Genomic DNA, 14,148 nt, shown 5'->3' on the forward strand with positions numbered 1-14,148 from the left:
CAAAACAGATATAAACCCTTGTAATAATGTAAAATGAAGTAATAATCTGTTAAATAAACTTATTTAAGGTTTTCATTAATTATTTTAGAGTACTATAATAACAAGAGTTAGTTAGGAGTGATGATAAAATGAGTAGAGAAATGAAAAACACTATTTCGAATATGATGAAATACGATTTAAAATATGGTTTCATTTTTGTACTTGTGTTATCTATCTTCTTTAATTTAGAAGTGGCTCTTATATTTTTTCTTGGGTTAATGATTTCTTTAATCAATACTTCTATTAATGGACTAGTCATTGAATATTCCTTGTTAAAGGATAAAAAGATATTATTACCACTAAGTTATGTATTTAGAATAATTGCTATTATTTTAATAGCATTGCCATTTTTAAATAATTTAATACAACTTTTATCTTATATTTCAGGATATTTAGCCCATTTTTTACTAGTAGTAATTTATTGGTTAAAGAAGGAGAAAGGAAGTGATTAGGTGGAACCACTAAAACCTATATGGTCATTTTATGTTGGACCCATAAAAATTGATATAGTTCCAGAAGTAGTAATGCAATGGATAATTATTCTTATTATTGCTGTTCTTGCAATATGGGCAACTAGAAATTTAAAACTTAGACCTAATAAAAAACAAGTGGTAGTGGAGTATATTTATACTACATTAAAAAATGTAGTTACAGCTAATATGGGAGAAGAATTTTTGGATATTATTCCCTTTGTTGGTAGTTTAGCCGTATTCTTATTATTTATGAATTTAATTGGCTTATTTGGACTACCAGTTCCAACAAAAAGCTTTAGTGTAACAGTAGGAATGGCTTTAGTAACTTTCTATATGGTTCAATATTACACCATAAGAAAATATGGATTAAAAAGCTATTTTGTAGGATATACCCTACCTATTGCAATAATTACACCAATTAATATTTTGGAAAGAATAATGCTTCCAGTTTCCTTAGCACTGAGACTATTTGGTAATATACTTGCTGCAACTTTTTTAGTTGAATTATGTTATGAAGCATTAGGACATATAGGATTCATAGCACAACTAGGAATACCAGTACCATTACATGCCTATTTTGACATATTTGATGGTGGTATACAGACAGTTATATTTATTATGTTAACTATGATAAATATAAAAATGACAGCAGAACACTCAAGTCATATGGAACATTAATTACGAAAAAAAGTTTATTATTTTAAAATATAAAAATGTATTTATTTTAAGGAGGATTTTATTATGGAATTATCAATGAGAGCATTAGGAGCAGCAATTGCAGTATTAGTAGGTATAGGAGCAGCAATTGCAATAGGAAATGCAACAGGAAAGGCTGTTGAAGGAATAGCAAGACAACCAGAAGCTAGCGGTAAAATAACAACTGCATTAATGCTTGGAGCAGCATTCGCAGAAGCAACAGCTATATATGGTTTATTAGTATCAATCCTTTTAATATTCGTTGGAGTAAAATAGTACCTTAGTACTCCAAAAGGGAGGCGATTATATATGTTAATGGAAATAAACCCTAGCACCCTTATTGCAACTATAATTAACTTTATTATACTTTTTGCAATTTTGAAGTACTTCTTCTTTGAAAAAGTTCAAGCGATTATTGATGAGAGAGAAAATCTTATAAATGATAAATTAGATTATGCTGATGAAGAAGCAGAAAAAGCTAGAATGATAGCTATAGAAAATGAAAGAATGCTAAAAAATGCTAGAGAAGAAGGAAAATTAATTACAGAAAGACATAAACAAAAAGCTGAAAAAGTTTATGATGAAATAGTTAATGAAGCGCAACAAGAAGCTAAGATAATTATAGAAAGAGCTAAGGTTGAGATTAATAGAGAAAAAGAAAAAGTTGAAGATAAATTAAAGAGGGAAGCTATAGATTTAGCTATTGAACTTTCTAAAAAGGTTATAGAAAAGAATATTGATGAAGAAAAGAATAGAGAGCTTATTGGAGAATTCATAACTAAGGTAGGTAATTCATAATGTATGAATATTTAGACCGTAGATATGCTCTAGCCTTATATGAGGTAGCAGAAGAAAAAGGTAAAGTTCAACAATATCTAGAAGATTTACATCAAATATGTAATATTATAGAAACAAATAAAGATTTCTATGAAGTAATCAAGCACCCTCAAATTAGTACAAAGAAGAAAAAAAGGACCTTTATTAATATTTTTAAAGGTCATATAGATGAAGAATTATTATCATTTTTATTAATTCTTATTGAAAAGGATAGAATACTTTACTTAAAAGAAAAGTTAGTAGAAATGGAAAAGATAGATCTTGAAAGAAAGAATACTCTAAAAGGCATAGTTAAGACTACGATTCCATTAACTGAAGAAGAGTTTAGTAATCTAGTATCGACCTTAGAGAATAAGTACAAAAAGCATGTAATCTTAAAACAAGTTATTGATGAAAAGATTTTAGGTGGAATATACGTTAGAGTTAATAATGATGTTATAGATGGAACAGTAAAATCTAAGTTAGATGAACTAAAAGAATTAATGCTTAAAACAGAATAGAGGTGAAGGTATGAATATTAAGCCTGAAGAAATAACTTCCATAATTAAAAGAGAAATAGAAAGATATGAAAAAGAAATAAAAACAGTAGACTCAGGAACTATTATACAAATTGGTGATGGTATCGCTAGAGTATATGGATTAGATGATTGTATGGAAGGTGAATTATTAGAATTCCCAAATAATGTTTTCGGTATGGCATTAAACCTAGAACAAGATAATGTAGGTTGTGTTCTTTTAGGATCAGAAGAAGGCATTAGAGAAGGCGATATAGTAAAAAGAACTAATAAAATAGTAGAAGTCCCTGTAGGAGAAGCTTTACTTGGAAGAGTAGTAAATTCTCTTGGTGATCCTATAGATGGAAAAGGACCAATAATTAATTCTGGGTATAGAGCTATAGAGGTTCCAGCACCTAGTATTATTGATAGAAGTTCTGTCAATGAACCTTTACAAACAGGTATAAAGGCAATAGATTCTATGATACCTATAGGAAAAGGACAAAGAGAACTTATAATAGGTGATAGACAAACAGGGAAAACAGCTATAGCAATAGATGCTATATTAAACCAAAAAGGAAAAGATGTAATTTGTATATATGTTGCTATTGGTCAAAAACAATCAACAGTTGCAAATATAGTAAATACTTTAGAAGAATTTGGTGCCTTAGACTATTCAATAGTTGTAAGTGGAACAGCATCAGAATCAGCTCCACTTCAATATTTAGCACCTTATGCAGGCTGCAGTATGGGTGAATACTTTATGCATCAAGGGAAAGATGTACTTATAATATATGATGATCTTTCTAAGCATGCAGTGGCTTATAGAACTATGTCACTTTTACTTAGAAGACCACCAGGTAGAGAAGCTTATCCTGGAGATGTATTCTATATCCATTCAAGACTTTTAGAAAGAGCTGCAAAGCTATCTAAGGAAAATGGTGGAGGCTCATTAACTGCTCTTCCAATAATTGAAACACTTGCTGGTGATGTAACTGCATATATACCAACAAATGTTATTTCAATTACAGATGGGCAAATATTCTTAGAAGCAGATTTATTCCATTCAGGACAAAGACCAGCAGTAAATGCTGGTATATCCGTATCAAGAGTTGGAGGAAATGCACAAATTAAAGCAATGAAACAAGTTTCAGGAACTTTAAGATTAGAATTAGCTCAATATAGAGAACTTGAATCCTTTGCTCAATTTGGATCAGATTTAGATAAAGATTCTAAGAAGAGATTAGAAAAAGGTAAGAGATTAGTAGAAGTATTAAAGCAAGATCAATATTCACCTATGGCTGTAGAAAAGCAAATTACAATTCTTTACGCTGTAGTTAATGACTTGCTATCAGATATTAAAGTAAAAGATGTTAGAAGATTCGAAAGAGAACTTTTAGAATATATGGATACTCACAATAGAGATCTATTAAAGAGAATATGTGAAGGCAAAATTTTAAACGACGAAATTAAGAGAGAATTAGATAACTCTATTGTAGAATTCAAAAAAATATTCTTACAAGATGCATAACTTTATAATGAAAAATGAAGAATGTAAAATGAAGAATTGAGAAAAACTCCTAAAGGAGTTTTTTAAACTAAATAATTAACTTAGCTGTCTTTTAGACAGCTCCAATTCTTTAGGAGGTGGAATCTTGGGATCAGCAGGACTTATAGAAATAAAGAGAAGAATAAAGTCAGTTGAAAGTACAAGAAAAATAACAAAAGCTATGAATGTTGTAGCCACTTCTAAACTTAGAAAAGTAAGGAAAGAGTTAAATAGTAGTGAAGAATATTATAATTTATCTGAAGAGATAGTAAATAAATTAATATCCTCACTACCAGAAGAGTACGAAAGTTCCTTCTTTAATACAAGTTCTAATGATTTAGATAAGTTATATATTGTTATGGCTTCAGACACAGGTCTTTGTGGAGGCTTTAATGGAAATGTTGTTAATACTCTAAATGAGATTATTGATAATAAAAGTTCAGCTAGAATAGTAGTAGTTGGAAGTAAAGGGATTTCATATGTAAGAAAATATGGTTTTGATACTATAAAAGAGTATGTGGAAATTCCTGATATTCCTACAATTAAAGAGGTAAGGGCTATATATGATGACGCAGTATTTATGTTTGAGCATGGTGAAGTTGGCGAAGTTAATTTAGTATTTACTGAATTTAAATCTCCTATAAAGCAAGAAGTGAAAATTGAAAAGTTATTTCCATTAGAAATAAAAAGTGAAAGTTCAGAACAATTCTTAATTGAGCCTAGTTTAGAAGAGGTTTTAAATTCTAGTTTAAATATATATTTCAAGTGTAAAATAAGAAGAGCTATGCTACATTCTAAGGTTAGTGAGCAAAGTGCCAGAATGACTGCCATGGATGGAGCAACACAAAATGCCAATGATATCCTACATGCACTAAACCTTAAGTATAATAGGATTAGACAAGGAATGATAACTCAAGAAATATCTGAAATTGTGGGAGGGGCAGAAGCTCAAAAATAGTAAGGAGGGATTACTGTGCCTGGAAAAGTAGGGAAGGTAGTTCAAGTAATTGGACCTGTAGTAGATATAAAATTTGATTCAGATTCTTTACCTAATATCTATGATGAAATCAGAATAGATATGGGAGATAAAGAGTTAGTAGTTGAAGTTGAACAGCATATGGGAGATGATATAGTTAGAACTATAGCTATGGAGTCAACAGATGGATTAAAAAGAGGTATGAAGGCATTAGATATGGGCAGATGTATTTCTGTTCCTGTAGGAAAAGAAGTACTAGGAAGAGTATTTAATGTTCTAGGTCATCCTATTGATAATGCTGGAGATGTAGAAATAAAAGAAATGTATCCAATTCATAGACCGGCACCAAGCTTTAAAGAACAATCATTAGAGCCTGAAATGTTTGAAACAGGAATTAAAGTAATAGATCTTTTAGCACCTTATCAAAGAGGGGGAAAAATAGGTCTATTTGGTGGAGCTGGAGTTGGAAAGACAGTTTTAATACAAGAATTAATTAATAATATAGCAAAACAACATGGTGGTCTTTCTGTATTTACAGGTGTTGGTGAAAGATCAAGAGAAGGTAATGATTTATACTATGAAATGAAGGAATCAGGAGTTATAGATAAAACTGCTCTAGTTTTCGGACAAATGAATGAGTCTCCTGGAGCTAGAATGAGAGTTTCATTAACTGGATTAACTATGGCTGAATACTTTAGAGATCAAGGTCAGGACGTGTTATTATTTATAGATAATATATTCAGATTTACACAAGCTGGTTCTGAAGTATCTGCATTACTTGGAAGAATTCCTTCAGCTGTTGGTTACCAACCTACTCTAGCAACTGAAATGGGAGCTCTTCAAGAAAGAATTACATCAACAAAGAATGGATCTATTACATCTGTTCAAGCAGTATATGTTCCAGCTGATGATTTAACTGACCCAGCACCAGCTACAACATTTACTCACCTTGATGCCACAACAGTTTTATCAAGAAGTATAGCTGAACTTGGTATATATCCAGCTGTAGATCCTCTTGAATCTAATTCAAGAATATTAGATCCAAGAGTAGTAGGTAGAGAACATTATGATGTTGCTACTGAAGTTAAGAATATACTTGAAAGATATAAGGAATTACAAGATATAATTGCAATTTTAGGTGTTGATGAATTATCTGATGATGATAAGAAGGTAGTTGCAAGAGCTAGAAGAGTTCAAAGATTCTTATCTCAACCATTTACTGTTGCAGAACAATTTACAGGAATGCAAGGAAGATATGTTCAAGTAAAAGAAACAGTAAGAGGATTTAAAGAAATATTAGAAGGTAAATATGATAATTTACCAGAGTCAGCCTTTCTTTTTGCAGGAACTATAGAAGAAGTTATAGAAAAAGCTAAAACCTTAGTATAGGGGATGTGCTTATGAGTAATATTTTTAAGATAACTATTATTTCTCCAGGGAAAAGTCCCTTAGAATTTGAAGGAGAAGCACTAATAACATCTACTATTGATGGACAGATTGAATTCAAAGCTAATCACGCACCTGCAATTATTAGTACAATTCCAACAACTACAACAATAATAAATGGTTCAAGTAAGAATAATCTTTTTACATCATCTGGAATAGTTTATATAAAGGATAATGAACTTAAGTTTTGTTGTGACTCAGCAGAAATATCTTCAGATATTGACAGAGCAAGAGCCTTTGAATCAAAGGAAAGAGCTGAAAAAAGATTAAATGAAAAGAAAAATGTTGATATAGAAAGAGCTAAGAGAGCATTAGCAAGAGCAAATGCAAGAATTAAAACTTTAGATATCAATAATTAATTTAATTAGTAAATAGGAGCTGTTTAGATGGCTCCTATTTTTTATATATTGACAATTAATCACAAATTTCAACTAATTTTATATATTGTATTATCACTATTATTTTTGAATAAAAAGAAATGGATTGGACAATAATCATAAAAGGAAGGTAGGGGGATTTATGAAAAAAAAATTAATGGTACTACCTATTTTAACCTTTGTTTTATTAATTATTGGTACAGTTCCAGTAAAATCTGAACTAATTTCAGATGATTTTTATTTTATAGAAGATGAAATAATTAACAATGGAACTTTTATAGAAAACGGAGTTAGATTAGAGTATAGTACAAAAACTAGCATAGAAGATGAGATACTTAAATTAAAAAATAATTTTGAAGAACAATACGTAGTAAAAGCTAATGTTGATAGTAATACTATTTCTATAGAGCAAGATTATAGTTCAATTAAAGCAATAGTATGGAGCAACAAGGTAGATACAAAGGTTCAAATTACTTATATAAATAATAATAGTAATATTAATACTGCCCAATTAAAGAAAGAATTACAACAAATTCTTAGTTTTGCAACTAAAAATATAAAATATTTTAATTTTATAAAGGTAAAAATAATAGAAGAAGAGAAACAGAATATTTTAGGTTTACTAAAGAGTAAGATAGATGAAAAAACTCTAGAAGAACTAAATATTTTAAATGGAAGTGTTTCAAAGGGGAAATTAATGGATGGAAGTAAAATTAATTTTTCTTTTATGAAATATGGTGAAGAAAAATATTTAGTTATAGGAACACCAGTGATATTCATAACATACTAACAATATATAATGGAGGATAATATGGAAAAAATTGTAGTTGAAGGTGGTAATAAACTAAGGGGTGAAGTGAATGTTAGTTTAGCTAAAAATTCTGTTTTGCCTATAATAGTTGCAAGTATTTTAAGTCCAAATGACATAGTAATAAAAAGTGCACCTATGTTAGAAGATGTAGTGGTATTAACTGATTTATTATTAGGTATGAATTGTGATATTGAAAGCTATGAAAATAGTGATCTTAAAATAAATACATCTAATTTAGAAAATGTTAATATGAATAGTGAATTAATTAGAAAGATGAGAGCTTCCTTTTTAATTATGGGACCAATGTTATCAAGATTTGGTAAATGTAGAATATCAATGCCTGGAGGATGCAATATAGGTAGTAGGCCTATAGATTTGCATTTAAAAGGCTTTAAACTTTTAGGTGCAGAAGTAGATATGGAGCATGGTTATGTAGAAGCCAAGGCAAAAAGACTAAAGGGTAATAGAATATATTTGGACTTTCCATCTGTTGGAGCTACTGAAAATATATTAATGGCAGCTGTTTTAGCAGAAGGAACAACTATTATAGAAAATGCAGCAGAAGAGCCAGAAATCTGGGATTTAGCAAACTTTTTGAACTCAATGGGGGCAAAGATTCATGGAGCTGGAGTAGGGAAAATTACAGTAGAAGGTGTAGATTCTTTAAAAGGCGTAACCTATAAGCCTATTTATGATAGAGTTGAAGCAGGAACATTTATGGTGGCAGCAGCTATAACAAATAGCAAGATTACTATAAATGGAGCAAACGAAGATCACTTAAGACCAACAATAGAAAAATTAAAGGAATGTGGAGTCAAATTTGAAACTATAAAAGAGGATACTATTTTAGTAGATGGAACAAGAACAAAGTCACCTGTAGATATAAAAACATTACCATATCCAGGGTTCCCAACAGATATGCAGGCTCAAATGATGGCATTATTATCAGTGACAAAGGGTTCAAGTATTATTACTGAAACTGTTTTTGAAAACAGATTTATGCATGTTGCTGAATTAGTTAGAATGGGAGCAAATATAAAAATAGATGGAAGAACAGCTATTATAGAAGGTGTAAGTAATTTAACTGGATGTGATGTGAAAGCAACAGATTTAAGAGCTGGTGCTGCTATGATATTAGCAGGGCTCGTGGCACAAGGGAAAACAGAAATTAGCGAGTTATACCATATAGATAGGGGTTATGTTAATATAGAAGAAAAATTTAGGGGCTTAGGAGCCAATATATATAGAGTTGAAAAATAATTTTATCTTTAAGTTTAGTATATTTAAATTGAATATTCTGTACTTTAATAAGGAGTTGTTTAAAGACAACTCCTATAATTTTATTAACTTAACATAAAAAAATTACATAAAGTATATTTCTTCAAATAAAACATATATTTAATTGTATTACTAAAAGGGAGGTATCATTATGAAAAGAGATATTACATCTAATATATTATCTAGTATTTTAATATTAGTACTAATGATATTTGTACCAACATTTATAATTAAATCTATACCAGCTAAAGTAAATGACAAAGAAGAAGTAGTTGAACCTAAAGAAGAAAGTAAAGACATAGTATTAAAGGGAAAGGATATTATCAGAGTAAATATTACAAAGGAAAATAGAATAGAAGAAATTCAGATAGAGGAATATGTGAAGAGTGTTGTATCGGGAGAAATGTTAGTGACCTTTGATGATGAAGCTTTAAAAGCACAAGCAGTTGCAGCAAGAACATATATTGCTTCAAAAAGACTTAGACCTTGTGATATTGCTAATGGTGGAGATGTATGCGATACAACTCACTGCCAAGTATATATAAATAAGAATAAAAGATTTGAAGAGTGGGGAAATAATGCAGAAGAGTATTGGAAGAAAATTTCTAATGCTGTTGACGAGACTAAAGGAATGGTATTAACATATAATAATGAACTAGTTTTATATCCACAATTCTTTTCTACAAGTTCTGGAATGACAGAAAATGCAGTAGATGTATTTTCTAGTTCTGTCCCTTATTTAGTTTCTACTGAAACTAAGGGGGAGGAAGTAGCACCAAAGTTTGAAAGTGAATTTCCATTTAGTATAACTGAATTTGCAAATAAGATTAATGATAAATTTCCAGATGCAAGTGTTAGTGCAGAAAATTTAAATGATAATATTGAAGTGTTAAGTAGAAGTGAAGCTGGAGGTATTAAAGAGTTAAGAGTAGGAAAAGTTAAGGTTAGAGGATTAGATTTTAGGTTATCCTTAGGATTAACTTCAACTAATTTTCAGTATGTTATAAATGATAATGAAATAATATTTAAGTGCAAGGGATATGGTCATGGGGTAGGAATGAGTCAATGGGGAGCAAATATTATGGCCAAGAATGGATCTAATTATAAAGAAATATTGACTCATTATTATACAGGAGTAGATATAACTAATTTAGTATTTAAATAATAATTTATAATAAAATATTAATAAAAGAAGGCTATCTAAATAACGGATACATAAATCTGTTACTTAGATAGTCTTCTTTTTTCAGTATTTATGTATTAAAAGCTGCTAAAGTGGTTATGGTTATTAATGTAAATATAATCTAAATGTTGATAATTGTAGAAATTTGGTGCAAACAATTATTCTTTAATTTGTATTAATTTACTATAACAGGCAAGAATACAAAAAGGAGGTGTTGATATGAATAATAACAAAAAAGATAAGGTAAAAGACTTTTTCAGAAAGGAGGGCTTTTATTTAGTATTATTTCTTTGTTTATGTGTAATTGCTACTGTTGCTGTAGTTACAACTAGAAGAAATAAGTCATTAGAAGAAAGCAATAAAGCACAAAATGAATTCACTTTAAATGTTGATGATAAAGAAGCTTCTGAAGTGAAGAAACAAAATGCTGAAAGAGTTGAAGGTAATGGTAATGGTGAGTTAGCTCAAGATGAAGAAGATATAGCTTCTAATGAAGAGGGTGTTGATGTTTCATCAGGAACAAATACTCAAGTTGTATTTTCAAATCCTATAGATGGGGTAATATCAAGAGGATATACATATCCAAAGCCTCAAGCTATGTCTGATGGAACAAGTAGAAACATTAGAGGAATAAATATAAGTGCCGCTTTAGGAACTGAAGTTATGGCAGCTGCTGTTGGTGAAGTAAAAGAGATATCAACTAAAGTAGATGATGGTAATTATATAGTTATAGCTCACTCAAATGGTTTGTATACAAAGTATACTAATTTATCAAATGACATTAGAGTAAATGTTGGCGATAGAGTTACAGAAGAAACTGTTATAGGAACTGTTGGAAGTAGTTCAAAAATATTTACTAGCACAGAGTTTGGAGAACATTTAAATATACAAGTTCAAGATTCAGATGGTAAAGATTTAGATCCAACAACTTATTTTACATTTAATGAAGAATAATTAAATGAAATTATTGGGAAAAGTTCAAAATTAAGAAATATAGAATGAAAAATGTAAAATTGTTGACTTAATGTATATAAGCTTACAGAAGATATATTTATTTTAGAAATTCCTTGATGAGTTTCTACCTCAATTTTACATTTTCATTATTAAATTTATGTTAACTGTAAATATTAAAGTATATGAATAGATTTTATTATAAAGGAGGTAATATTTTTGAAGGATTATATAGAAGAGAGAGTTTTAGAAGTTGCAAAATATATTATAGAATCAAAAGATACAATTAGAAAAACTGCAAAAGTATTTGGAGTAAGTAAGAGTACAATTCATAAAGATATGACAGAAAGATTACCTAAGATAAATCCAACAATAGCCAAGGAAACACATTCAATATTAGAATTAAACAAAGCAGAAAGACATATTAGGGGTGGAAATGCTACTAAAATTAAGTATAAAACTTCTGGTCAATAAATATAAGTAAATAATCATTTAATAAGAATATAAAAATATTGAAGGTTCATCATATTCCATATATAATTAGAAATAGGGCAAATATTGTAAATTTTTATAAATAATATATTGTTTTATTAAATTATATCGTTTGAGATTAGGAGTGAACAGGAATGTGGTTTTGGAATAATAGGGGTAATCTAGGAATCGACTTAGGAACAGCTACAGTTTTAGTTTATGCTGAGGGAAAAGGTGTAATACTTAAAGAGCCATCAGTTGTGGCTATAAATAGAAATAATAATAAAGTACTTGCTGTCGGCGAAGAAGCAAGAAAAATGATAGGAAGAACGCCTGGAAATATAGTAGCAGTTAGACCATTAAAAGATGGCGTTATATCAGATTATGAAATAACAGAAAAAATGTTAAAGGAATTTATAAAAAAGGCTTACGGAAAGAGTAAGATTACAGCTCCTAAAGTAATAGTATGTGTTCCATCTCAAGCAACTGAAGTGGAAAAAAGAGCAGTAATTGATGCTGCAAGGAATTCAGGAGCAAAAAAAGTTAATTTAATTGAAGAACCGCTAGCAGCAGCTATTGGAGCAGGATTAGATATAACTAAGCCTAATGGATCTATGGTGGTAGATATCGGTGGAGGAACTACAGATATTGCTGTAATATCATTAGGTGGAATAGTTGTAAGGGCATCTATTAAAGTAGCTGGAGATTCTTTTGATGAAGCTATAATTAAATATGTTAGAAATAAGTACAAGATAATGATAGGTGAAAAAACAGCAGAAGATTTAAAAGTTACTGTTGGTTCTGCATTAAAGGATTCAAGAAAATTAACTACCACTATGAAGGGTAGAAATTTAATCACTGGATTACCAGATGAAATTTCTATTACCTCTAATGAAATTAATGAAGCATTAAAGGAATCTGTATCATTAATTGTAGAGAGTGTTAAATCAGTATTGGAAAAAACACCACCTGAACTTGCTTCTGATATAATTGAAAGAGGAATTTTAATGACTGGTGGAGGTTCTTTATTATTCGGATTAGATAAATTAATAGAACTTGAAACTGGTGTAAGTGTTGAAATTGCAAATAATTCTGTTGAAGCAGTGGCAGAAGGAACAGGTAAGGTTTTAAAATATTTAGATAAGTTAGATAATAATATAAATGATGAAGAAATAAGTTTAATTGAATAAATGTAATTTCTACATAATTTAAAAGGAGCTTTGAGAGCTCCTTTTTTATTTAAATTTAATTCTATTTAGAATAAGAGGATATAATAGCATTTGATATTACTTTAGCCATTTCCATGATTAAGTATAATCTAATGCTTCTACTGGTAAAAAATGCAGCACTATCACTAGAATCTACTATGCCTATTATTGAAACTTCTCCAACTTCTGGTAATGATTTTCCAACTCCCTTTCCTGGATGAATAGGATAATCACGAATATGAATTTCACCTATAGAATTTTCTTCTCCTAAGCAAGCATCTATTCCAATAATTAGGGAGCTTGGATGAAGTTTGTTAATATGCTTTAACTTCTCTTCAATATTTAAAGCATGAATAGGAGATTGTAGTGTTCCGAAGACAGGTAATAGAAAGTTTTTTTCTACTAAAAGACTACCTACTAGTGGACCAAGAGAATCACCAATGCATTTATCTGTACCTACACAAATTATTACTGTGTTTTCATTCATATACTTTTTTATTTTATTAGCAATTTCAATGAAGGAATTATGATCATCATAATGTACTTTATGCTTCACTAGAGTTCACCCCCGATTATACCAATATATGTTTAAGTGGATAAAAATATAATTAAATGTATAAAAAAATATAAATGGGATAGTAATTAAATAAAGGTGGTGAATTATATGAAAAAATTAATACTATATATATTTACTATTATATTAGGTGCAAGTATTCCTATTTATTTTTTACTTATTTGGGAGCCATTAAAAAGTGAAGAAGTTTTTAATAATAATATTTTTAGTGAAGATATAAATGAACATGATAATACAAAGGAAGGTTTAGTAAGTAGTTCAATAGAAGCAGAAACTATTTTAATAAAAGATAGTAATTTTTCAAATAGTTTATTTAATTATCTTGATACTGATAGAAAAGAAAAGTTAGATGTTATTATGAAAAAATTATCAGTTTTAGATTTTATTAAAATTAACAATTATTTTTCTGATAAGGATAATAATGAGAAAATTAGTAAAGGCGTAGAATTAGCTAAAAAAAGAATGGCTGAATCTGACTATGAAATTTTTAAAAATATATTAGAGAACTCCATTGATTCTAGTGTTTTGGACTAAATTTAAATTTAATAAATAAAAATGATAAAAATATAATTTTAAAAAGATATTAGCATTAAATAGAAGATAATGAAAGAAAAATAGAATAAAACAGTTATAATTTCGTTTAATGAATAAATATAGCACTTGAAAATAATAAATAATAAATATATACTAGTCATTGTCAGTCAAGGGAGTAAAATCAAATGACTGAAATTAATTAAATAAATTTTATGGGGGAGTTCCCGAGTGGCCAAAGGGGGCAGACTGTA

General features: G+C 29.2%; 17 protein-coding genes. 16 read left to right on the plus strand and 1 reads right to left on the minus strand.

Going from position 1 to position 14,148, the window contains the following annotated elements:
• Positions 1-128 precede the first annotated feature (128 nt).
• The 15 genes from HUJ77_RS10090 (at position 129) to mreB (ending at position 12,771) form a co-directional block, all read left to right on the plus strand.
• A complete protein-coding gene (locus HUJ77_RS10090) occupies positions 129-491 on the plus strand; it encodes a hypothetical protein (protein ID WP_291708458.1) in 363 nt (120 codons plus the stop codon).
• Entirely contained in the window at positions 492-1,190 is a 699-nt protein-coding gene (locus tag HUJ77_RS10095; protein WP_291708459.1) for a F0F1 ATP synthase subunit A, read from the plus strand.
• A 63-nt stretch (positions 1,191-1,253) separates the two neighbouring features.
• Positions 1,254-1,484 carry an ATP synthase F0 subunit C gene (gene atpE, locus HUJ77_RS10100; RefSeq protein ID WP_136007982.1) on the plus strand — a complete coding sequence of 77 codons (231 nt, stop codon included), beginning with the start codon at positions 1,254-1,256 and terminating at the stop codon, positions 1,482-1,484.
• A gap of 39 nt (positions 1,485-1,523) precedes the next feature.
• The gene (locus HUJ77_RS10105; RefSeq protein WP_291708473.1) at positions 1,524-2,006 is read left to right on the plus strand and encodes a F0F1 ATP synthase subunit B; all 483 of its coding nucleotides are present in this window, start codon (positions 1,524-1,526) and stop codon (positions 2,004-2,006) included.
• Positions 2,006-2,545: a F0F1 ATP synthase subunit delta gene (locus HUJ77_RS10110; RefSeq protein ID WP_291708460.1), complete on the plus strand. Its 540-nt coding sequence runs from the start codon at positions 2,006-2,008 to the stop codon at positions 2,543-2,545. The genes HUJ77_RS10105 and HUJ77_RS10110 overlap by 1 nt, the downstream gene beginning before the upstream one ends.
• Positions 2,546-2,555: 10 nt before the next feature.
• Positions 2,556-4,070: a F0F1 ATP synthase subunit alpha gene (gene atpA, locus HUJ77_RS10115; RefSeq protein ID WP_291708461.1), complete on the plus strand. Its 1,515-nt coding sequence runs from the start codon at positions 2,556-2,558 to the stop codon at positions 4,068-4,070.
• 124 nt (positions 4,071-4,194) lie between these two features.
• Positions 4,195-5,046, plus strand: a complete 852-nt coding sequence (gene atpG, locus HUJ77_RS10120; RefSeq protein WP_291708462.1) for an ATP synthase F1 subunit gamma — start codon at positions 4,195-4,197, stop codon at positions 5,044-5,046.
• A gap of 15 nt (positions 5,047-5,061) precedes the next feature.
• Positions 5,062-6,453, plus strand: coding sequence for a F0F1 ATP synthase subunit beta (gene atpD, locus HUJ77_RS10125; RefSeq protein ID WP_291708463.1), 1,392 nt, complete (start codon positions 5,062-5,064; stop codon positions 6,451-6,453).
• 11 nt (positions 6,454-6,464) lie between these two features.
• Positions 6,465-6,869, plus strand: coding sequence for an ATP synthase delta/epsilon chain alpha-helix domain-containing protein (locus HUJ77_RS10130; RefSeq protein WP_291708464.1), 405 nt, complete (start codon positions 6,465-6,467; stop codon positions 6,867-6,869).
• Between the two features lie 160 nt (positions 6,870-7,029).
• The gene (locus tag HUJ77_RS10135) at positions 7,030-7,677 is read left to right on the plus strand and encodes a hypothetical protein (protein WP_291708465.1); all 648 of its coding nucleotides are present in this window, start codon (positions 7,030-7,032) and stop codon (positions 7,675-7,677) included.
• A 21-nt stretch (positions 7,678-7,698) separates the two neighbouring features.
• A complete protein-coding gene (gene murA, locus HUJ77_RS10140; protein WP_291708466.1) occupies positions 7,699-8,958 on the plus strand; it encodes a UDP-N-acetylglucosamine 1-carboxyvinyltransferase in 1,260 nt (419 codons plus the stop codon).
• 169 nt (positions 8,959-9,127) lie between these two features.
• Entirely contained in the window at positions 9,128-10,141 is a 1,014-nt protein-coding gene (spoIID, locus tag HUJ77_RS10145; protein ID WP_291708467.1) for a stage II sporulation protein D, read from the plus strand.
• A gap of 237 nt (positions 10,142-10,378) precedes the next feature.
• A complete protein-coding gene (locus tag HUJ77_RS10150; protein WP_291708468.1) occupies positions 10,379-11,113 on the plus strand; it encodes a M23 family metallopeptidase in 735 nt (244 codons plus the stop codon).
• Between the two features lie 216 nt (positions 11,114-11,329).
• Positions 11,330-11,584, plus strand: coding sequence for a sporulation transcriptional regulator SpoIIID (gene spoIIID / locus HUJ77_RS10155; RefSeq protein ID WP_291708469.1), 255 nt, complete (start codon positions 11,330-11,332; stop codon positions 11,582-11,584).
• A gap of 152 nt (positions 11,585-11,736) precedes the next feature.
• A complete protein-coding gene (mreB, locus tag HUJ77_RS10160; protein ID WP_291708470.1) occupies positions 11,737-12,771 on the plus strand; it encodes a rod shape-determining protein MreB in 1,035 nt (344 codons plus the stop codon).
• A 61-nt stretch (positions 12,772-12,832) separates the two neighbouring features.
• On the opposite strand, the gene yyaC is transcribed toward mreB, so the two are convergent.
• Positions 12,833-13,345, minus strand: coding sequence for a spore protease YyaC (yyaC, locus tag HUJ77_RS10165; protein WP_291708471.1), 513 nt, complete (start codon positions 13,343-13,345; stop codon positions 12,833-12,835).
• Positions 13,346-13,453: 108 nt separating this feature from the next.
• On the opposite strand from yyaC, the gene HUJ77_RS10170 reads away from it, so the two are divergent.
• Complete coding sequence (locus HUJ77_RS10170; RefSeq protein ID WP_291708472.1) at positions 13,454-13,897, plus strand: hypothetical protein; 444 nt, start codon at positions 13,454-13,456, stop codon at positions 13,895-13,897.
• The last annotated feature ends 251 nt before the right edge of the window (positions 13,898-14,148 follow it).

This window comes from Clostridium sp. (assembly GCF_021443865.1).
GTDB lineage: Bacteria > Bacillota > Clostridia > Clostridiales > Clostridiaceae > Clostridium.